We start from the raw sequence: 22,213 nt of genomic DNA on the forward strand, positions 1-22,213 counted from the left end.
AAAACCATTCCAGGTTTTTAAAACGTCTGCATCATGTTCGGGGTTGATCCGGGCAGCTGCCGGTGAGGCTTGTTGAATTGTGCAAAGGCTTCAACACTCTGCGGTTCACGCGCCGTAGTTGGGTTGCAGCAGGGCGCATTTCTGCCGTTCGCGGCGGCTGCGGCGGGAGCGGCCGGCGATTTTGCCGCAGGCGGCGCCGGGGTCGTTGCGGTCGGCCTGGCGTTCGTTGCGGTTTTCGCTGCGGGCGTATTTGTTGTCGCGGTTTTTCGGCTCGCGGGTGTTGCGCTCGCGTTCGCGGGCGGTGCGCGGCGCGGCGGGGGTTGCTGCGGTGCCGTCTTGCTGCCACCAGCTCGGCTCGAAGCCTTCGATGCGCTCGACTTCCACTTGGCTGCGGGTCAGCTCTTTGATGGCTTCGAACATTTTCTGTTCGTGTTCGTCCATCAGTGAAATCGCCACGCCGTCGGCGCCGGCGCGGCCGGTGCGGCCGATGCGGTGCACATAGTCTTCGGGCTGGGTGGGCAGCTCGTAGTTGATCACAAACGGCAGCTCGGCGATGTCGAGGCCGCGGGCGGCCACGTCGGTGGCCACCAGCACGCGCAATGCGCCTTCTTTGAATGCACCCAGGGTTTCGAGGCGGGTTTGCTGCGATTTGTCGCCGTGGATGGCTTGGGCGGAAATTTCGCGGCGCTGCAAATCGCGGGTTACCTGGTCGACGCTTTGTTTGGTTTTGCAGAACACGATAACCTGGTTCATGTTTAAATCGACAATCAGGCGCTCGAGCAGGTTGCGTTTGCGGGCGGTGTCGACGGCGATAACGTGTTGCTCGACGTTGGCGCTGGCGGCGTTTTGGGCGGCCACTTCCACTTGCTCGGGGTTGTTCATGAAATCCTGCGCCAGTTTGCGGATGGGCGGGGCGAACGTGGCGGAAAACAGCAGGGTTTGGCGCTGTTTGGGCAGCATGCGCATGATGCTGCGGATGTCGTCGATAAAGCCCATGTCGAGCATGCGGTCGGCTTCGTCGAGCACCACGATTTCGACTTTGCTGAAATTGATGTTTTTCTGTTTGACGTGGTCGAGCAGGCGGCCGACGGTGGCGACGACGATTTCGCAGCCTGCGCGCAGGTCGGCGGTTTGCTTGTCCATATTCACGCCGCCGAAGAGCACGGTGTGGCGCAGCGGCAGGTTTTTGATGTAGCCCTGCACGTTTTGGTCGATTTGGTCGGCCAGCTCGCGCGTGGGCGTGAGCACCAGCATGCGCACGGGGTGCATGGCGGGCGAGGTGCTGGGGGTGGCGTAGCGTTTCAGGCGCTCGAGGCTGGGCAGCATAAAGGCGGCGGTTTTGCCGGTGCCGGTTTGGGCGGCGGCCAGAAGGTCGTGTCCGGCCAATGCTTTGGGAATGGCGGCGGCCTGAATCGGGGTGGGCGTTTCGTAGCCTTGTTCGGTGAGGGCGGCGACGATTTCGCTGCCCAAGCCGAGTGATGAAAAGGTCGGATTCATAATGTTTGCTTTCGTTTCAGACGGCCTGTGCGGGCGGTGAAAATATAGGCCGTCTGAAAAAATATCGGGGAAAAATAAGGCAGGGCGGTGGCCTGCCTGACGGATATACGGTCTCTATTATGCCATAAATCGGATGCCGGGGTGGGCGGGCGTCCGGTGCGTTTGCAGGCGGTTGTTGAAACCCGTGTCATACTCGGGTCAAGCCCGAATATGGCGGTGATGCTGCAAACTTTGCCAATGCTTCAGGGTTTATTCGGCACTTTTGTGATTGGAATATTTCAACAGCGGCGCGAGCAGCTGTTCGGCCATATTCCAAAACAGCGGGGTTTCTATCGGCGGGGTTTCGTCGTTGCCGAACACCAAAGCGACTTCGGTGTAGTCGCGCTGCCCTTTGCTGTTTTGGTTGCCGTAATAGACACCTCGGGCGGCTTTTTCAGCCTCTTCCCTGCTTTTGTTTTGCGCCAGCTCTTCGGCCGCTTTCAGCGTGGTGCGGGCGAAAAACGGCAGCGGGCGGGTTTGGCCGAGGCGGTAATAATCCAGCCATTGCCGCAGCAGTTCGAGCGCTTCCGGCTGCGGGATTTCCAACAGGGTTTCGGGTTGGGCGGGCAGCAGCAGGTGGGTTTGGCGGTTTGGGGTTTCAGACGGCCTCACGGCGCAGAAAATCAGGTGTTCGAGCAGAATGGCGATGTGCGCGGGAGAGTGGGGTTTCTCGCTGAGAAAGTAAATCTGCCCGTGTTGGTAGAGGTGGTTGAGGCTGCCCGATAGGGTGGTGCCGTCAAGCTCGAGCGTGTAGGGCAGGGCGGGCAGTTTGGGGCTGGCTACCAGCGTGCCGTCGAGCGATTTGGCGGCCGCTTGGAACTTGCGCTGCCACAATATGCCCAGCTCTCCGGCGGGCAGCAGGCTTTCGGCTTGCAGGCGGGCTTCGGTTTGTTGGAAGTTTTCGTTGCTGCGGCGCGCGGCGGTATATTCGGCGACGATGGCGGCGGCCTGCTGCGGTTCGAACGGCTCGGCGGCATCCCAAGCGGTGTCGCGGTAGGGTGCGCGCCAGTTGAGGGTGTGTTGCAGCCAGCTTTTGACGGGGTTTTTCCAGAAGCGGATAAATTCGTGGTGGCTGACGGCCTGCACGGTGTTTCCGGCTTCGCCGGGCGGTTCGCTGAAAAAGGGTGCGGGGGCGGTGGCAGGGGCGTTCAGGGCGGCGGCATAGTCGCGGCGGGTGCTTTGCAGGCCGTCTGAACGGGGTTGGCCGGTGAAATAGCTGCGTGAAAACGGTTGCAGGGGGTGGTGTTCTATGTGGTTTTCGTGCCAGCTGCGGGTGCTGCGGCCGGTCATGGCGGCAAGGGTGTCGGCCAGCTCGTTTAAGAGGGCGGAGGGCGCCAGCTCCTGATTGTTGCGGATGTCGCGCCCCACATACGATAAATACAGGATTTCGCGCGCGCTCATGATAGCTTCGAGAAAGAGGTAGCGGTCGTCGTCGCGGCGGGCGCGGTCGCCTTTTTGGGGGTGGCGGGCGATGAGGTCGAAGGCGGCGGCTTTGGTGTTGCGGGGGAAGTCGCCGTCGTTGAGGCCGAGCAGGCAGATAACTTTGAACGGCAGGCTGCGCATCGGCACCATGCTGCAAAAGGTGATGCCGCCGCGCAGAAAGCCGGCTTGGCTTTCGCTGTCGAGAAAGCGGCCGATGTGGCGGATAACGGTGTGCTGAGGCAGGGGGCTTTCAAAGCCTGCCAGCGCGGCTTCCTGCTGCCAGCGGGCGAGCGACTGGCTCAGTTGCTGCCAGGCGTATTGGTCGCCGCTGCCGGGAGCGGTGAGTGCGGTCAGCAGGTTGCGCACGCGTTCGGCCCATTCGGCCACGGTGGCGGGGCGCTGCCATTCGCGGGCAGCGGCGGCGAGCGTGCGCACGAGGGCGGTGAAGCGGCCGAGCACGGCGGTTTGGCCGGGGTTGCCGTGCCAGGCGCTGATGTTGTGCCACAGCGGGTTGCCGTTTTCGGGCAGCAGCCAGCCGAGCGCCAAACGCTCCAAGCCCTGCTGCCAGGTGAACAGGTTGTCGCTGCTGCCGCGCATTCCGTTATCCAGCCCCCAATGCACGTTGAGCGCGGCGATGGTGTCGTGCAGCAGCGGCAGGTCGTCGCGGCTGAGTTCGAAACGTTGCAGCACCAGGTCGTTTTCCAGCAAGGGCAGCAGCAGATCGACTTCAAAACGGCTTTCCAGCAGCGCGAGTGTTTGCGAAAGTGCTTGAAAGAGCGGTTGGCGGCGGCTGATTTTCACGTCCGACACCGAATAGGGCAGCGCCTGCGCCCCGGCTTGTTCCTGCCCGAACACGGCTTCGATAAACGGGCTGTAGGGTTCGATATTCGGGGTGAGCACGGCGATGTCGTGCGGTTGCCATTCGGGGTGTTCGGCCAAAACGGCGAGCAGGCGGTTTTTCAGAATCTGCAATTCGCGCAGGGGGCTGTGGGCGGAAACAATCTGTATCGAGCGGTCGTTTTCGACGCCATCGGCGGTATAGCAGCTTTCAGACGGCATGGTTAAGGTTTGGATATCGTGTTGCAGGCAGCGCAGCAGGGTGGGCGGGGCCGTCTGAAAAGGTTCGTCGTCGAACACGGGGATTTCGTGTTTGGGCACTTCGGCCAGCGCGTCGAAAAAATCGCGCCCCTGCTTACCCAGCGAGGCCAGAAGCGGGTGGCCTGCCTGACTCAGATCGATATCGCCTTCTTGTTGCAGCACCTGCGCCGCTTCAATCACATTGCCCCAATAGGCGCTGCTGGGGTTGAGGGCGAAAATATGCACGTCGCAATGCTCGGCAAGCGCTTGCAAGAGTTGCAGATACATCGGTGCCATGGTGGCGATGCCGAACACACAGTAGCGTTCGGGCAGCTTGCTTTTATCGAGCGCGCCGAGAAGCTGCCGCCATAATGCGACGCGGTGCGGTGTTTGCGTGCTGCCGTCGTCGAGATAGCGCCACAGTGCCGCCTGCCAGTTTTCGCCGCTGCCCAGGCCCAAGGTTTTGCCCTGCTGCCAAGCGTCTATCCATTGCGGGCGGTACACCAGATATTGGTCGAAAATATCCGCCAGCTGCCCCGCCAGCTGGTAGGCCGCCGAACCGCCGCTGCCCAGATAGCTTTGCAGCGCGTCGCGCGCGCTTTGGTATTCGGAGGCCGTCTGAAAAAGCCGGCTTTGAAACAGCCCCAGCAAACGCCAGCGCATCACTTCGGGCGAAAACGGGCTGAGCGCGGGAATGCCCGGTATCAGTTCGCGCATCAGCCGCCAGGCCAGCCCGGCGGGCAGGCTGAAACGCAGGTTGGCCGCCACGCCGGTTTCGCGCGCCAGATAAGCGTTGAGATAGCGCCGCATACCTTGGCTCTGCACCACGATTTCTTCCTCCGCCAGCGGGTCGGCCGGCGGTTGCAGGCGGTGCACTTGGTTGAACAGGGCGGCCAGGTCTTCCAAACGGTTGGATTGGTAAAGATAGAGCATGATGGTTTTTTTGATGGGCCGGAGGGGCGATTATGAATGAAGGGCGGCCGTCTGAAAACGGTTTCAGACGGCCGCTTCGCCATAACGGCGGGTTTCAGTTGATATCGAGGCGTTCCATGCGGTAGCGCATGGAGCGGAAGCTGATGCCCAGCAGCTTGGCGGCCTGCGTGCGGTTGAAGCGGGTTTGCTGCAAAGCCATTTCGATGATTTCGCGCTCGACCTGGTCGAGATAATCCTGAATCTGCATCTGGCCGGGCACGAAGCGGGCAAGCCGGCCGCTATCCGGGGCGGGTGTGCCGGAATCCGTCTCGGGTTCGGCAACCGGCGTATTGGCGGTTTCGGGGAGCGCGGAGAGCGACAGGGTATGGCCGGTGTTGATTTGCAGATCATCAAATTGGATCACCTGCCCCACGGTGAGGGCGACGGCGCGCTCGAGTATGTTTTCCAGCTCGCGGAAGTTGCCCGGGTAGCTGTAATGCAGCAGGGCGTCTTGCGCTTTGGGGCTGAGTTTGTAGGTTTCGTTGCCGCTGCGGTGTTTGTAGAGCAGGTGCATAATCAGGCCGCCCAAATCTTCGCGCATTTCGCGCAACGGCGGCATATTCAGCGACACCACGTTGAGGCGGTAGTATAAGTCTTGCCTGAAAGCCCCGCTTTCCACCAGCGCTTCGAGATTTTTGTGGGTGGCGCACACAATCCGCACGTCCACAAAGGTTTCGCGGGGATCGCCGATGCGGCGCACGGCTTTTTCCTGAATGGCGCGCAGCAGTTTCACCTGCATGGCCAGCGGCAGATCGGCCACTTCGTCGAGAAACAGCGTGCCGCCGTCGGCATGTTGGAAAAAGCCCAAACGGTCGGTGTCGGCGCCGGTGAAGCTGCCTTTTTTGTAGCCGAAAAATTCGCTTTCCATCAGGTTTTCGGGAATCGCGCCGCAGTTGACGGCGATAAAGGGCTTGTCGGTACGGTCGGACAGCTCGTGTATGGTGCGCGCGGCCTGCTCCTTGCCCGTGCCCGATTCGCCCGATATGTAAACGGGCACACCGCTTTTGGCAAGGCGGCGGATTAAGTGGCGCACTTCCACCATCTGCGGCGACATACCCAGCAGGCGCGGCATATCCGACTCGCCGCCCAGCTCGGTTTCGGGCAATACGCGTGCGGTAAGCTCGCCGCTGGCAAAGCGGTCTTTCAGCGAGCGCAGTCCCTCGGGCACGCCTGCCGAACGGGTGAGGGCGGAGCCGGTTTTGCGCATTGCTGCGGGCGGTGCGGAGGGAAACGGCACGCGTGCGGCGTGCGGCGGGGAAGGCTGCGGTTTGGCGAAAGCGGGTGCGGCAGGTGCGGTTTGCACGGGCGGCGGTTCGGCAGGTTGCGGAGCGGCCGGTGCGTGTTCGGACGGCTCGCTGATTTTCACCGCTGATTTCACCAGTGAGCGCAGTTGCGAAAGGGTGATCGGTTTTTGCAGATAGTCGAACGCACCGGCGCGCAGGGCTTCGACTGCCTGATCGGCGTTGCCGAAGGCGGTGATCACGGCCACGGGGGTGTCGAGCGCCAACTCGTCGATGTATTGCACCACTTCGAGGCCCGAGCCGTCGGGCATACGCATATCGGTTAACACTAACGAATAGTCGTTGTTGTCGAGCTTGTCTTTGGCATCTTCCACGCCCACGGCGGTTTGTACCCGCAAACCCATTTTCATCAGGGTCATTTCCATCAGGTCGCGGATATCGGCTTCGTCGTCCACCACCAATACGGGGTCTTGCAGGTTATGGTTGCTCATCGGTTTCTCTCGGTAAAATCAGTTCGAACCCGTTCATTTCGGGGTGGTAGTGCAGTTGGCCCAGATTGGCGTGCGCCAGTTCGCGCGCCACATAAAGCCCCAGGCCGGTGCCTTGTTTTTCGGTGGTGAAGAATGGCTCGAACAAATGGTTGCGCACGTCGGGCGGCACGCCGGTGCCGTTATCGGCCACCACGATCGAAATGTGTATGCGGCCGCTGGGCCTGATCAACACGGTGATGGCGTGCTGGTCTTGGCGGCTGTGGCGCCAGGCGTTGTTGCACAGGTTCCACATAATCTGTTGCAGGTGCATGGGGTCGGCCAGCACGCTTAAATTGCTGCCGTCCATATTCATACGCAGGCAGCCGACGGCATCGGGGTTGTTGAGGGTGAATTCCTGCTTGAATTCCAGCCAGAATTTCATCAGGTTGACCGGTTCGCGGCTGACGCTGTCGCGCTTGTTGATGAGCGACACGTCTTCGAGCATTTTGTCGATGCGCTGGATATTGGTGTCGATAATGCTGTGAAGTTTGGCTTTGGTGGCATCGGCATCGTCGCCGTCGTGCAGCAGGTCGCTGGCGTGGCGGATGGCCGACATGGGGTTGCGGATTTCGTGTGCCAGATTGGCGGTAAGCTGGCCGAGCGAGGCCAGTTTGGTGGCCAGCGCTTCGGCGGCCACTTCACGCAGCGAGCGCACGAACAGCATCAGCAGCTCGGTTTTTTCCTGAATCAGCGGCACGGCGCGAACGTGCATGGAATGTTGGAAAATGTGGATGTCGGTTTCAAAGTTTTTATCGGGTTGGTATTGCCAGCGCGACACCAGTTCGGCAAATACGGTTTCCTGTTTGTCGACTTCCAAACCGGGGAAATAGGTTTTGGCCTGACGGTTGAACAGCCACACGCGCTGCGAAGCGTCGATTACGATAACGGCTTCCTGCACGCGGTTGAGCACCAAACGGTTCAGCCCGCTTACGCGGCGGTAGGCCAGCTGGTGTTTTTCGGCCGATTCGGTGGCCGCTTGCAGATAGGTGGCGGAAAACGCGGTTAAGGCGGCCACCAGATAGCAGGCGCCTGCGAGCAGGGCGGCGGATACGATGGAGCGGCTGTCCCATTCGAGCGGGTGGAATTGAATCTGGCCGGCCAGAAACATACTCAGCAAAATCAGCAGGAAGGCATAGCTGGCGTAGAGCATGGGGTAGCGGCCGTGGCTGAGCAGGCACGAGGTGGCGATAAAGGGCAGCACGAGGATGCCGAAGCCGGAATCTATGCCGCCGGTGATGAAGGTGAGCATCAGCATCATGCTGATATCGACTACCGCGCTGGCATTGGGCAAATCGAGCGACTGCAACTGCCAGTCGGGCTTGAAGATGGAGAGCAGGATTAAAACCGCATAAATCGCCGCCCAAGTGTAAAACTCCAGCGGCGGAAACAGGTTTTTGGTTTCGTCGCCCGAATACACGCTCACCAAATGGAACACCAACAGCGAGAGCACGATGGCGATGCGGGCGATGTTGATCAGGCCGGGAATGCGCTCGTTCAACGTTTCCCAGTCGTGTTTGAGGAATAATCTGTTTACGCTCATGTAATGTAGGGCCTGTTGTATTGTTGTTGTTGTGGGCGGGCGGATATTGTTATGTTGTAAAAATGCCGCAGCTTCGGTGCAAAGCGGCTGCGTACAGGTTCCCGGCAGCAAGCCCGGGCAGTTAAAGGCGGCTTTTTTTGAAGGGTTAAAGTATTTATTCTTCAGCCGTTTATTTTTTTCGGTGTTTGCAGGCCGCGCACCGGTTGCCGTTTTGCGGCCCTCCCGTCCGTATGCGCTGCCGTGTTTTATGTTGATTGTTTCGGTTGTGAAACAGCAATGCAGTAATTATACCGAATCTGCGCCGGATAATCTTTTCAGACGGCCTGAAATCTCTAAAATTTTGCCTTTTCGGCCGCGTTTGTTGTTTATATCTTGAATGCGCAGTTTTTCTTTGTGTTCGGCGCCGCGTTTGCCGGTGCTCTCGACGATGAATTCGGGCGACGAGGTAACGGCGGTATGTTCCAGCTTGGCGCCGTCCGAAAGGCTTATCAGTTGCAGGCCGCGGCCTTTGGCCATCACTTCCAATTCGCCGATGGTGAAGGCCAGCAGGCGGTTGTCGCTTGAGGCCAGCAGCACTTTGCAGTCGGGGTTGATGAGCGACACGGCAAACACGGGCACGGGCGGCAGCGTTTGTTCGCCCGCTTTGAGCGTCATCAGCACTTTGCCGGCTTTGACGCGGCCGGTCATGTCGCCGAGCTTGGCGATAAAGCCGTAGCCGCCGCTGTTGCTCAAGAGATAGTGTTGGTCGGGCAGGCCGGTCATCATGGCGACAACGTGGGCGCCGTTTTGCAGTTCGATAAGCGAGGCCACCGGCACGCCGTCGCCGCGCCCGCCGGGAATGTCGGCGGCATCGAGCGTGTAGGTGCGCCCGTGCGAATCGAGCACCACCACCGGCCATACGGTGCGGCCTTCCATCACTTGTTTGAGGCCGTCGCCTTCTTTAAACGCGGTTTGGCTCAAGTCGAGGTTGTGGCCGGAGCGGCTGCGTATCCAGCCTTTGTTCGACAGGATGATGGTTACGGGTTCGTCGGCGGTGGTTTGGGTGAGCGTGGCGCGGCCGGCTTCTTCCACCAACGTGCGGCGCCCGTCGCCGTATTGCTTCATATCGGCCTGCATCTCTTTGATAATCAGCTTTTTCTTTTCGTTTTCATCGGCCAAAAGGGTTTTCAGACGGCCTTCTTCTTCGAGCAACTCGTTTAATTCTTTTTCGAGTTTGAAGCCTTCCAGGCGGGCGAGCTGGCGCAGGCGGATTTCGAGAATGTCTTCGGCCTGGATTTCGGTAAGCCCAAAGGCGGCCATCAGGTCGGGTTTGGGATCGTCGGATTCGCGGATAACCTTAATCACTTCGTCGATGTGCAGAAACGCAATCATGCGGCCGTCGAGAATGTGGATGCGTTTTTCCACTTGGCCCAAGCGGAATTTCAGACGGCGTGTAACGGTTACGGTGCGGAATTCCAGCCATTCGCTCAGAATGGTTTTCAGGTTTTTCTGGGCGGGGCGGTTGTCCGTGCCCATCATCACGAGGTTCATCGGCACGTTGCCTTCGAGCGAGGTTTGCGCCATCAGCGTGTTGATGAAGTTTTCAGGCTCGATGCGGCTGGATTTCGGCTCGAACACCAGGCGCACAGGCGCTTCGCCGTCGCTTTCGTCGCGCACGCGCTCCAAGAGCGAGAGCATCAGCGCTTTGGTGTTTTGCTGCTCCTGCGTGAGGTTTTTCTTGCCCGGCTTGGGCTTGGGGTTGGTTTGCTCTTCGATTTCGGCCAGGATTTTCTGCGCGCTGGTGTTGGGCGGCAGCTCGGTTACGATGATGCGCCATTGGCCGCGCGCGAGTTTTTCCACTTCGTAACGCGCCCGCACGCGCACGCTGCCTTTGCCGGTTTCGTAAATCTGCTGCAAATCGGCGGCTGGGGTGATGATTTGGCCGCCGCCGGCAAAATCGGGCGCGGGAATATACTGCATCAGTTCGGCGGTGCTGAGCGACGGCTTTTTCAAGAGGGCAATCGCGGCTTGGGTTACTTCGGTGAGGTTGTGCGACGGGATTTCGGTGGCCAGCCCCACGGCGATGCCCGATGCGCCGTTGAGCAGCACCATCGGCAGCCGCGCGGGCAGGTGCAGGGGTTCTTCAAACGCGCCGTCGTAGTTGGGCACGAAATCCACCGTGCCCTGATTGATTTCGGCAAGCAACAGCTCGGCAATCGGCGTGAGGCGCGCTTCGGTGTAGCGCATGGCCGCCGCGCCGTCGCCGTCGCGCGAGCCGAAGTTGCCGATGCCGTCGATCAGCGGGTAGCGCAAGGTAAAATCCTGCGCCATGCGCACCATTGCGTCATAGGCCGAAGCGTCGCCGTGCGGGTGGTATTTGCCGAGAATCTCGCCCACCACGCGCGCCGATTTTACCGGCTTCGCCCCGTGCGTTAGCCCCATATCGCGCATGGCATAAAGAATGCGGCGCTGCACGGGCTTTTGGCCGTCTGAAACTTCGGGCAGGGCGCGGCCTTTCACCACGCTCATGGCGTATTCGAGATAGGCGCGCTCGGCATATTGGCCGAGCAGCAGATAATCGCTGCCCACGGGGGCGGCGGAAGCGTGTTCTTCAATCATTGCGGCAGAAAGTTGGTTCAGATAAAAGGGCGTATTGTAAAACAAATCAGGCGGCGGCGCTTTATACGGCGGATAGGCGGTTTTTTCAGACGGCCTTTCCGGGTTACACCGCCTTCGGCAGTCCGAGACCTTTGCAAAACCCCTTTCAGCATCTTAAAACCTCTGCGTCATGCCCGGGCTTGACCCGAGCATCTTTTTGTTTCAAAAGAAATAGCAGATACCCGGGTCAAGACCGAGTATGGCAAAACATAAATAAATTCAGGATTGAAACGTATTTTGCAAAGGCCTTAGTCTGATAAAAAAATCTAATCCGAATCATCAGAAAAGCAGGCGCTCTTGTTATAATTCCGCCAGTTTATTTTCCGGAAACCGCACCATGATTCCCCAGCCCCGCTTTAACTGCCGTTTGGGCGAAACCGAACAAAACCGCCTGCTGGCGCGTTTGGAAAACCATTTCGACTGGCGTGCCGACGCTTGGCGTTATTTGTGGCTGAACGGTGTGCGTTTGGGCCGTCTGAACGAAAAATGGCTGGAGCGGGTGGAGCAGGACTGGCCGGGGCGGTTGGAAGAAAAGCCCGACGGCATTTATCTTTTTACCGACAACTGGCTCTCGATGGGCGACAGCCTGCAACACATGGCGCAGGGTTGGCACCAGCTCGGCCATCTGGGCGGCTGGCGCAACGAAAAGTTCGACGCCACCGATAACGCAGGCAACGCCCTGTTTGCACTCGAGCGCGCCGCTTTCCGCCCGCTGGGGCTGATGAGCCAGGCCGTACACATCAACGGTTTAACCGAACACAACGGCGAATGGGTATTTTGGATAGGCCGCCGCAGCCCCTTCAAAGCGGTTGATCCCAACAAACTTGATAATTTGGTCGGCGGCGGTATCGCCAGCGGCGAGAGCATACAGGAAGCCATGCTGCGCGAGGGCGGCGAAGAAGCCGGATTGGATGCCGGCCTGCTGCAAAACCTGCCGTGCCGCAGCCGCCGCCTGAGTGTGCGCCCCGTGTCGCGCGGGTTGCACAACGAGCTGCTGCATATTTTCGATGTGGTGCTGCCGCCCGATGTGGTTCCCGAAAACCAAGACGGCGAAGTGGCCGAATTCAAACGCATGGGCGTGGCCGAACTTGCCGCTGCCATGTGCGACGGCCTGCTGATGAACGATGCCATGATCGCCACGCTCGATGCTTTTGCCCGCTACGGCCTGCTCGACGAAACACACGGTTTGGCGAAATGGCTGGCGGCCACGCAGAAGACGGAGCTTTAGCGGTTTTCAGACGGCCTAAGACCTTTGCAAAAAACACCTTAAGGCCGTCTGAAATGCTTAAATCCCGTCATTCCCGCGCAGGCGGGAATCCAGACTTAAAACCATCAAGTATTTTATTTCAATAGCTTATGAAAAAAACAACTGGATTCCCGCCTGCGCGGGAATGACGAGAAATAAATTTTTTGTGATGGTTTTTTAATTTTGCAAAGGCCCCGGCCTGCTCGGGTTTTGCAAGGTTTTCCATATGACATAAGCCCAAAAACACCGAACCGCCGTGTTAAACGGCGGTTCGGTGTTTCGGTTTTGAGTATTTGATGTAAAGGGAACGGAATCTTTCGTATACGCGCACTCCGGTATCGTTAAAGACGGTTTAAGGGAATCAGCTGTTTGGTGTTTAATGGCCCGGCATTAGGATGGCTGCCGAGTGTCTTTATCTTAATATAAATAAAAACAATTATCAATAACAAAATATAAAGAGTAGTGGATTTTTGGATAATTGTTTGATAAAAAAAGAAAATAAATTATATCCGGGTTAGGCTGTTTTACTGGAATACAGTGATAAGGCGCGATTCCGCACCGTTTTACCGAAGATTTTGCTGGTATCGTAAAGCAAAATAAAAAGGAGCAACGCCGTATCGTTTTATTTGGGTTTGCGATAAATTCCGCCCATAGCCAAAATCAAACCACATATCAACGGCAGGGCAAATCCCGTATAATTACTATTCTCAACATTTTTTTCATATCAGGCCGTCTGAAAACGTTTCAGACGGCCCCACCAGCCGAATACCATGCCGCAAACCTACCGAACCGTACAACGGGATTTACTCGAAGCCAACGGTCTCTCGCCCGAGCAGCTTGCCCGCAGCCTGAGCCTGATTGGCAGCCACTATGTGGATTATGCCGATATTTATTGCCAGCGCACCGCTTTTGAAAGCTGGCATCTCGAAGAGGGCATGGTCAAATCGGGCAGCTTCCAAATCGATCAGGGCGTGGGCGTGCGTGCCGTTTCGGGCGAAAAAACCGCTTTTGCCTATGCCGACAGCCTCAATGAAGAATCAATTAATCGTTCGGCGCAGGCCGTGCGGGTAATCGGTGCGGCAGGCGCGGCCGGCAGCGTGAAAGCCGCCGTGCCGGCCGGCGGCCTGCAAGTGCACACCACACAAAACCCGATAGCCGGTTTGGATTCGGCCGCCAAAGTCGCCCTGCTCAATAAAGTGGAGGCGCTGGCCAAAGCCGCCGACCCGCGCATCGTGCAGGTGATGGCGGGGCTGACCTGCGAATACGATTTGGTTTACATCGCCCGTTTGGACGGCCGCCACGCCGCCGACATCCGCCCGATGGTGCGCCTGAACGTTACCGTTATCGCCAAGCAGGGCGAGCGGCGCGAGCAGGGCAGCGCGGGCGGCGGCGGGCGTTACGGCTTGGATTATTTCGATGAAAGCCGTGTGGCGCAATATGTGAATGCTGCCGTCAAACAGGCGCTGACCAATCTCGAATCCCGCCCCGCACCCGCAGGCGCGATGAAGGTGGTGCTCGGCAACGGCTGGCCGGGCGTGCTGCTGCACGAAGCGGTGGGGCACGGTTTGGAGGGTGATTTCAACCGCAAGCAAACCAGTGCGTTCGCCGGACGCATCGGCGAGCGGGTGGCTGCCAAAGGCGTTACCGTGGTCGATCAGGGCGATATAGCTGACCGACGCGGCTCGCTCAATATCGACGACGAAGGCAATGAAACCCGCCGCACCGTGCTGATCGAAGACGGCATTCTCACCGGCTATATGCAGGACGAAACCAACGCCCGCCTGATGGGTGTGCCCGTAACCGGCAACGGCCGCCGCGAAAGTTATTCGGCGGCGCCCATGCCGCGCATGACCAACACTTTTATGGAAAACGGTGTTTACGATCCCGAAGAAATCATCGCTTCGGTTGATAAAGGCATTTACGCCGTCAATTTCGGCGGCGGCCAGGTCGATATCACCAGCGGCAAATTCGTTTTCAGCGCATCCGAGGCGTGGTGGGTGGAGAACGGCAAGCTGCAATACCCCGTAAAAGGCGCCACCATTATCGGCAACGGCCCGGAAGTGCTCAAATATGTGAGCATGACCGGTAACGACAGCGCGTTGGACACCGGCGTGGGCGTGTGCGGCAAAGAGGGCCAAAGCGTGCCGGTGGGCGTGGGCCAGCCGACTTTGCGTATCGACGAGGGCTTGGTGGTGGGCGGCAGCGAGGTTTGACGGCGGCGGTTTGAATAAAAATACCCGGAGTTGTTTCCGGGTATTTTTTTATGGTTACGGGAATGACGATAATCGGATATTTCAGACGGCCTTATACCTCTGTAAAAATATCTTAAAGGCCGTCTGAAAACAAACAAAGCAATGTTGCTGCAAAGCTTGTTGTGTTTTCAGACGGCCTGAGTGCCGGTTATTGCCGGAAAAGTCAGGTGTCAGAACTTATAGCTCACTTTGCCGACGATGCTGCGGCCTTGGCCGTAGTAGCAGTAATAATCGCAGCCGCTGATGTATCTGCGGTTGGTGATGTTGTCGGCATTGATTTGGGCTTCCCAGTTTTTGCCGGCTTTATAACGTGCGAAGAGGTCGAACACGGTGGAAGAAGGCACGCGGTAGCCTGAGTAAAGCGAGCCGTTGGAGGTGTGGCTGTTGCCCGCATAGCGCACGCCCGCGCCCAGCGAGAGGCCGTTGAGCACACCGCTGTCGAAGCTGTATATCCCGCGCAGGCTGGCGCTGTGTTTGGGAATCAGCGGGTTGCGGATTTCACCGCCGCTGCTGTCGGTGATGCTGCTCAAATAAGTGTAGGCAAACTGGCCGCTGATGTTGTCGGTAATGTTGGCCTGAGCCTGGATTTCCACGCCTTTGCGCTTAATCGGGTCGGCGCTGCTGACGGTGGCGCCGGTAGCGTTGGACACTAACGCGCCTTTATCGCGGGCTTTGAACACGGCAACGGAGGCGCTGCCGTCCAGCCACGACGGAATGTATTTCAGGCCGGCTTCGTATTGCTCGGTGGTGTTCGGGTCATACAGGGTTTGGTTGCCGCTCAGGCCGGTGGGCAGGCGGAACGATTCGCTGTAGGCGATGTAGGGGTTGAGGCCGAAGGGGGCGTAATACATCAGCGAGCCGGAATAAGAAGTGTGGTTGGCTTTAACCGATTGGCCGTTTTCCACTTCTTCGCTGCGTGCGCGGTCGTGGCGGATGCCGGCGGTGATGCCTACGCGGTTAAACAGTTTCATGCTGTTTTGCAGATAAAAGCCCAACTGCTTAGATTTGATGCCGGTTTCGGGTGCATTGATGGTTTGCGCCGCACCGTAAGAAGCGGCAGGGTTGAATACGTTGACGTTTGAAGCCGAACCTCTCAGGTTGTAGAACGCATCAATTTTTTCATGGCGGTAATCCACGCCGCCAAGCAGGGTATTGTCGATACTGTCGTTTTTAAACTGCCAGCGCAGTCGGTTGTCGATGCTGTGGCTGCGGACTTTGCCGTCGTTAAACACCACGCCGCGCGGCACTTCGTATCCCGATTCGTTCAGCGGCAGGGGATTCCAGTTTGCATCGGATGCGGCGGGGTAGGCGTAGGTGCCGCGGTGGTAGTTGCTGATGTTTTGATAGCGGTAGTTTTGGCTGAAGCTGATGCCTTTGCCGAAATCGTGGCTGAATTCATAGCCGATGGAGCGGGCGATGTTTTTCTCGTCGTCTTGCGAAGGGTCGCCCAGATTGCTGCTGCGGGCGATGGTGCCCAAAGGCGTGGCCACCAGCGTGCCGCTTTGCGGCAGGAAGTTGGAGCTGGGCGTGCCGTTGTCTTTTTGCACGCTGGCCAAGAGGTTGATGCGGGTGCGGTCGCTGAAATCGTAGGCCAGCGACGGGGCGAAATAATAGCTTTCGTTATAGGTGCGGCTCCATTCGCCGTCGGCGCGTTTGTATGAACCCACCAAACGGTAGCGCAGGCTTTGGTCGGCATTGAGCGCGCCGGTATAGTCGGCTGCCAAGCCGCGTTGCTTGTTGTCGCCGACATGAATTTCTACCACGCCTTTGCCCACTCGGTTTTTATGCGGCCGTTTGCTGATGTAGTTGACCAGGCCGCCGGCATTGGCCGCACCGTAGGTAAGCGCGTCTGCGCCTTTGGTGATTTCCACCGATTCCACACCGAAGGGATCGATATGCGGAGTGAAGAAGCCGTAGGCGGCGGCGGGCGCACCGTCAAACGACTGGCTCGCTTCGGTGCCGCGGATGCGGAACCAGTTGGTGTTGGTGTCGCTGCCGAAAGGTTGGTTGGTGAAACCGGCTTGGTAGCGGCCGACTTCGTCCATTTTTTCCACGCCTTCTTCGCTTAAGGTTTCTGCGCTGACGGCCACGGCGGATTTGGCCTGGCGGAACGGTACGCCGCTCAGTTTGTTGATGGAGCCGACCACGGTAACGGTTTCCAGTTCGGCGGTTCCGGCGTTTTGCGCGCCGGTGTCGTCGTCGGCGAAGCTGTGTGTGTAGGCGCCCAAAACGGCTGCGGCCAAGAGGCTGTGGGCAAAAATGTGTTGTTTGCTTTTCATCGTGTTTTCTTTCGGGTTGTTATAAGGGAAGAGGCCGTCTGAAAGCCTTGGTTGTTTTCAGACGGCCTGGTGATGCGGATTATAGGCTGTTTGTGGCATATTTTGTTTTATCTGTTATGTAAACAGAAATAATATGACAATATTTCTTTATTTTTGTTGTTTTCTTGATACGAATTGTTGTTATTATTTTTATTGATTGAGCTATGAAATGATTTTGAATCGTTGCGGCAGCCGTGAGGCCGTCTGAAAAAAACAGCCGCAGGCGGCACGGTTGGGGCAGGGGCGGCGGCCGGCTTCAGCGGCTGTGCGCGTCGGCCACCCGCACGGCTTCTTCTGCGCCGTATTCGCTCAACACGCCGTGCTTCATCGACAGAATGCGGTCGGCATGGTGGAAATATTTGTCGTCGTGGCTGATGGCAAACACGGTGTAGCCGCTCTTTTTGAGCAGCGGCAGCAGTTGTTCGTAAAAGGTGCGGCGGAACTGCGGGTCTTGGTCGGCCGCCCATTCGTCGAGTATCAGCAGGCTGCGGCCTTCGAGCGCGGCGGCCAGCAGGGCGAGGCGTTTTTTCTGGCCTTGCGAAAGCTTGCTGTTGAGGATGCGGCCGGCTTCGATTTTGGCTTTGCCGTCAAGCTGCAAATGCTTGAGCCAATCGGCAATCAGGCCGTCTGAAACATCTTGCCCCATGCCGTCGGTGAGCTGTTGGAACAGGTGGAAATCGGTGAACACGGCGGCAAACAGCTGGCGGTAGGCGCTGCGGTTGGCTTCGGTGATTTCGGTGTTATCCACCCGAATTCTGCCGCCGGCGGGCGGATACAGGCCGGCGAGCACCATGGCCAGCGTGGATTTGCCCGAGCCGTTGGCGCCAATCAGAAACACGGTTTCGCCGCGCACGAGCGTGAGGTTGAGCGGCTCGAGCGCGAAGGTTTGGCCGCCTTGCGCAGGGTGGGTGTAACAGACGTTTTCCAAGCGGAGGGTTTGCCAGTTTTCGGGCAGGGCGGTGCCGTTGTGGAAGCCGCTGCGGTGTTCGGGCAGTTGCAGCCGTGCCAATGCCTGCAAGGCCACTTGGCTTTGCAGCATCACAGGAAACGCGCCGATGGCGGCGGTGAGCGGGCCGCGCATAAACAAAACCGTCATGCTCACGGTGGCGGCGTCGGCCAGGCTCGCCCATTGGTGATAGGCCGACAGATAAAACACCGCGCCCACCGCCGCCAGCATCACGCTGTTGCCCCAGTTGATGGCGAGCAGATGATAGGCGTCGGCGCGGACGTGGTAGCTGCGTTTGCGTTCGGCTTCGGGGGTGAATTCGCGCCGGAAAAAGCGTTCGGCGCGGTAGCGGTTGAGGGAGAGTTCTTTGTGGCCGTCGAGCACAGTTTCGTAATGGCGGTGCAGCGCGTCTTCCGACAGACGCTTTTGGCGGAAATAGCGGTAGTGCAGGCGCACGGCGAGGTGGCCGCCCGCTACCATCAGTGCCAGCATCAGCGCGGTAACGGCAAACAGCTTGGGCGAGAGCCAAATCAGATACAGGCTGCACGCGGCGGTAAACAGCAGCCCCTGCACCAAATCGGGCAGGCGGGTAAATGCCACCGAAAGGTGGTGGATGTCGTTGGCAAGGCTGGCCAAAATAGCGGCTTTGCCTGTTTTTTGCACGGTTTCGCCATCGGCGTCCATCACCCGCTTTACCAGCTCGGCCTGCATGGTGCAGATAAAGCGGTGGCCGATTTGCGAGAGTTTGATTTGCGAAAACGTGGCGGCGGCAAAATAAAACAGCACCAGCAGGGCAAACTGCCACACCGCCGCGCCGTCTGCGCCGCCGTGGAGCAGGCGGCTGTTGATAAAGGCCAGCACACCGATGCCGAGCGCGCCGGATAATAAGGTGAACAGCAGCATCAGCAGAAACGGTTGGCGGTGGCTGCGGTAGATAATGTGGAAGATGGACATGGTGTGTGTTTATGCTTGGCAGGTGGTTAAAAAGCCGTAGGTCGGGCATTTATGCCCGACTGTTACAGCTTAGCTGATGATGATGTCGGGCATAAATGCCCGACCTACGGCGTTCAGACGGCCTAAACGAATATGGCAAAGGGTTCAGGCCGTCTGAAAACAACGGGCGGTTTGCGCATGGAAAATCTGAAAAAACAAGCCTGCACAAATGTTTAGCCTGTTGTTACAATCCGTTTCCCGTTTTCGGCAAACGCTATAAGGAATCCATCATGCACTGGCTGTTTCTGGCCTTGGCCATCGTGAGCGAAGTGTTCGGCTCGACCATGCTCAAACTCAGCAGCGGTTTCAGCAAATTATGGCCCGCACTCGGCGTGGCGCTGGGGTTCGGGCTGGCATTTTATTTTCTTTCCCTTGCCTTGAAAACCATGCCGCTTGGCACGGCCTATGCCGTGTGGGCGGGCGTGGGGCTGGTGTTGACGGCAGCGGTGAGCGTGGTGTTTTTCGGCCAGAAAGTCGATGCGGGCGGCATCATCGGCATCACACTGATTCTGGCGGGAGTGCTGGTGCTGAACCTGTTTTCCAAAATGGGCGGGCATTAACGCCAAGCGTGTGTTTGATTGTTGAGGCCGTCTGAAAAATATCGGGTTTTCAGACGGCCTTTGCCGTTTCTTACAGCTTTCTCACCAACACCATAAAATACGCGCCGCCGATCAGGGTGGCCATCAGGCCGGCGGGGATTTCGTAGGGAAAGGCCAGCTGCCGCCCCAGCCAGTCGGCCAGCACCATCATCAGCGCGCCCAGCAGCGCGGCATACAGCAATTGCTGTTTGGGCAGCCGTGCGCCGAGCATGGCGGCCAAATGCGGCGCGAGCAGGCCGGTGAAGCTCAGCGGGCCGACCGTCAGCGTGGCGGCGGCGGTGAGCACCGCGCTCAACAGAATCAGCACCAGCCGCGCACGTTTCACGTTCAGCCCGGCCGACTGCGCCACCACGCTGTCCAAGCTTAACAGCGCGAGCCATTTGGCCAGCGGCAGCACCGCAGCCAGCAGCAAACAGGCCGACACGGCCACAGCCGCCGACAGCAGCGGCGTGGTGTGGTAAGTGGAGCCGGAAAGCCAGATTAAGAGCTGCTGCGTGCGGTAGTCGCCCAGCGCCGACCAAGTGCGGATGGCGGCATCGCTCAAGGCCGCCAGCGCCATGCCGGTGAGCAGCACTTTTTCGGGTTGCAGGCCGTTTTTGCGGTTGAACCACATCATCAAACCCAAGGCCAGCAAAGCCGCCGCGCCGCCGGCCAGCCAGAACAGCACGCTGCCCGAGGTAACGCCGAATATCATCACCGCCGTCATCGCCCCCAGAGCGGTGGCGGAACTGATGCCCAGCAATTCCGGGCTGGCCATCGGGTTTTGTGCCAAACGCTGCAACAGCACGCCCACCGTGGCCAGCATCATGCCGCAGCCGGCCGCCAGTAGCAGGCGCGGATAACGCAATGCCCACACGGCGGGGTCGGTGTCGATGTGCCAGCCCTGTTCGCCGTTGCCTGCCAACAGCGCGAGTGCGGCTGCCGGCAGCAGCAGGGCGGGCGAATAACGCAGCCACGGCGAAGCGCGCAGCGCGGCGGTTTTGCCGCCCGAGGCCGTCTGAAAAGCAGGGCGGGCGGGCATACGCGCCATCAGCCACAACAGCAGCGGCGCGCCGATTAAGGCGGTTAGCGCACCGGCGGGCAGGGCGATGCCGCGGTAGTGTTCCAGCAGCACCAGCGCATTGTCGGTTACCAGCAGCATCAGGCCTCCTGCCGCAAACGATGCGGCCAAACGGGCAGCAAGCGTGCGCACGCCGGCCTGCCGCACCGCAGCGGCCGCCGCCAGCCCCACGAATCCCATCATGCCCACCATGCCTACCACGGTGGCGCACACAAACGCCGCCAAAGCCAATGCGGCGGTGCGCACGGCTTTCACGGGCACGCCCAGCGCGGCGGCCTGGTCGTCGCTCAAGCCCATGATGTTCAAAGGTTTCAGCAACAAGGCCGACACCGCCCCCGCCGCCAGCAGCCGCCACAGCAGGCCGAGGCTGTCGTGCCAGCTGTCCTGCACCAGCGAGCCGCTGCCCCACTGCATCACCGCGCGCGCTTCTTCGCCGTAAAACAGCGTAATCATGCCACTCACCGAGCCGAGATAAAGGCTCATCACCAACCCGGCCAACACCACCGTAACCGGCATCATTTCGCGCCGTGCCGACAAGGCCAGCACCGCCGAGAGCGCGGCGGCCGCACCGGCAAAGGCCACGGCAAACGTGCCGTGCAGCAGTAAGGCAGGGAAAAACACGCCGGCAGCCAACAAGGCCAGTTGCGCGCCGCCCGCCACCGCCAGCGTGCTGTCGGCCGCCAGCGGATTGCGCAGCACCTGCTGCATCAGCATGGTGGCCGCCGCCAAACCGCCGCCCGCCAGCAAAGCCATCGCCATGCGCGGCAGGGTGTTTTGCTGCACCGCCAGCGCGTCAAGCGGCAGCGTGTCGGGCGCGGCAAACAGCTGCGCCCACGGCCAAACCCATTGCAGCTTGAGTATCCATAAGCCCGACAGCAAGGCCAAAGCGGCCAATATCAGCATCAGCGCCCAAGCAGGCCGTCTGAAAAAAACCTTTTGCCCTACCATGGTGTTTCCTGTTCAGACGGCAGCGCGCGTGCCAATTGTTGTGCGAAATGCTGCATCGACGGCAGCGCGCCGTAGCTCCACGAAGGCGGCAAAACACGGCGGTTGGCAGGTTGTGCAAACGGCAGCCGCCGCCATAGCGCGCTTTTTTCCAAACCCGGCCGCACATTGGCCGGATGCGGCTTCACAATCAGCAACAGCGTGTCAGGCGGCAGCCCGGCCAGCTTGTTCAACGTGATATTGGCAAAGCCCCAGCTGTTGGATTCGCCCTGCCAGGCATTGCGCAGGCCCAGTTTGTCCAACACCGCCTGATACATCGACGTGCGCCCGTAAATGCGCAGATGGCGCGTATCGACAAACTGCACGATGGCCAGCGGGCGGGAGCGGTAGGGCGCGAGCGTTTGCCGCTGTTGCGCCAGCTGCCGTTCGGTGTCGGCGATCAGTTGCTCGGCGGCAGGCGAAGCATTCACCAGCCTGCCGAGCGCGCGGGTGGCGGCCACGGTGCGGGCATATTGCGTGCCTTCGGCAGTGGCAAAGTCGATTTCGTGCACCGGCGCGATGGCGGCAAACTGCGGCTTCAAATGGGCGAACCATGAAGACTGCACAAACATATCGGGCTTAAGCTGCCGCAGGCGCTCCAGATTGGGTTGGAAGCGCAGGCCCGAATCCAAGGTTTGCGCGGGCAGCACGGGATAATTGACCCAATTGCCGTAAGCGCGTTTGTCGCCCACCGCCAGCGGCGGCAGTTTCATGGCGGTTAGGGTTTCGGCGGCCGACCAATCGGCGGTGGCCACGCGCGGCGCGGCATGGGCGGCAGGCAAAACGGCCAAACACGCCGCCCAAACCGCGCAGCCGGGCAGAAGGTGTTTCAGGCCGTCTGAAAAAAAGCGTTTCATCAC

The 22,213-nt window shown here is 59.4% G+C and carries 12 protein-coding genes; 3 read left to right on the forward strand and 9 right to left on the reverse strand.

Annotated features, from left to right (window positions below; translation table 11 throughout):
• Positions 1-105 precede the first annotated feature (105 nt).
• The 5 genes from H3L92_RS00560 to parC all read right to left on the reverse strand — a co-directional run bounded on the left by H3L92_RS00560 (position 106) and on the right by parC (position 10,913).
• Complete coding sequence (locus H3L92_RS00560) at positions 106-1,497, reverse strand: DEAD/DEAH box helicase (protein ID WP_115336263.1); 1,392 nt, start codon at positions 1,495-1,497, stop codon at positions 106-108.
• A gap of 249 nt (positions 1,498-1,746) precedes the next feature.
• The gene (recC, locus tag H3L92_RS00565; RefSeq protein ID WP_085366056.1) at positions 1,747-4,968 is read right to left on the reverse strand and encodes an exodeoxyribonuclease V subunit gamma; all 3,222 of its coding nucleotides are present in this window, start codon (positions 4,966-4,968) and stop codon (positions 1,747-1,749) included.
• A 94-nt stretch (positions 4,969-5,062) separates the two neighbouring features.
• Positions 5,063-6,739 carry a sigma-54-dependent transcriptional regulator gene (locus H3L92_RS00570; RefSeq protein ID WP_085366055.1) on the reverse strand — a complete coding sequence of 559 codons (1,677 nt, stop codon included), beginning with the start codon at positions 6,737-6,739 and terminating at the stop codon, positions 5,063-5,065.
• Entirely contained in the window at positions 6,726-8,318 is a 1,593-nt protein-coding gene (locus H3L92_RS00575) for a two-component system sensor histidine kinase NtrB (protein ID WP_085366054.1), read from the reverse strand. The genes H3L92_RS00570 and H3L92_RS00575 overlap by 14 nt, the downstream gene beginning before the upstream one ends.
• 285 nt (positions 8,319-8,603) lie before the next feature.
• Complete coding sequence (parC, locus tag H3L92_RS00580; RefSeq protein ID WP_085366069.1) at positions 8,604-10,913, reverse strand: DNA topoisomerase IV subunit A; 2,310 nt, start codon at positions 10,911-10,913, stop codon at positions 8,604-8,606.
• A 379-nt stretch (positions 10,914-11,292) separates the two neighbouring features.
• On the opposite strand from parC, the gene H3L92_RS00585 reads away from it, so the two are divergent.
• Complete coding sequence (locus H3L92_RS00585; RefSeq protein WP_085366053.1) at positions 11,293-12,183, forward strand: NUDIX hydrolase; 891 nt, start codon at positions 11,293-11,295, stop codon at positions 12,181-12,183.
• Positions 12,184-12,971: 788 nt separating this feature from the next.
• Positions 12,972-14,414, forward strand: coding sequence for a metalloprotease TldD (gene tldD, locus H3L92_RS00590; RefSeq protein WP_085366052.1), 1,443 nt, complete (start codon positions 12,972-12,974; stop codon positions 14,412-14,414).
• A gap of 209 nt (positions 14,415-14,623) precedes the next feature.
• Here the strand turns inward: tldD and H3L92_RS00595 are convergent, their stop codons facing one another.
• Together H3L92_RS00595 and H3L92_RS00600 are read right to left on the reverse strand one after the other, a co-directional pair.
• The gene (locus H3L92_RS00595) at positions 14,624-16,732 is read right to left on the reverse strand and encodes a TonB-dependent siderophore receptor (protein ID WP_085366051.1); all 2,109 of its coding nucleotides are present in this window, start codon (positions 16,730-16,732) and stop codon (positions 14,624-14,626) included.
• A gap of 295 nt (positions 16,733-17,027) precedes the next feature.
• Entirely contained in the window at positions 17,028-18,671 is a 1,644-nt protein-coding gene (locus tag H3L92_RS00600) for a multidrug ABC transporter permease/ATP-binding protein (protein WP_085366050.1), read from the reverse strand.
• A gap of 269 nt (positions 18,672-18,940) precedes the next feature.
• Between H3L92_RS00600 and H3L92_RS00605 the strand changes: the two genes are divergently transcribed.
• The gene (locus H3L92_RS00605) at positions 18,941-19,270 is read left to right on the forward strand and encodes a DMT family transporter (RefSeq protein WP_085366049.1); all 330 of its coding nucleotides are present in this window, start codon (positions 18,941-18,943) and stop codon (positions 19,268-19,270) included.
• 70 nt (positions 19,271-19,340) lie between these two features.
• On the opposite strand, the gene fhuB is transcribed toward H3L92_RS00605, so the two are convergent.
• Positions 19,341-21,317 carry a Fe(3+)-hydroxamate ABC transporter permease FhuB gene (fhuB, locus tag H3L92_RS00610; protein ID WP_085366048.1) on the reverse strand — a complete coding sequence of 659 codons (1,977 nt, stop codon included), beginning with the start codon at positions 21,315-21,317 and terminating at the stop codon, positions 19,341-19,343.
• Positions 21,311-22,210, reverse strand: a complete 900-nt coding sequence (locus tag H3L92_RS00615) for an ABC transporter substrate-binding protein (protein ID WP_085366068.1) — start codon at positions 22,208-22,210, stop codon at positions 21,311-21,313. Before H3L92_RS00615 ends, fhuB begins: the two co-directional genes overlap by 7 nt.
• Positions 22,211-22,213 lie beyond the last annotated feature (3 nt).

The organism is Neisseria dentiae (assembly GCF_014055005.1).
Taxonomy (GTDB): domain Bacteria; phylum Pseudomonadota; class Gammaproteobacteria; order Burkholderiales; family Neisseriaceae; genus Neisseria; species Neisseria dentiae.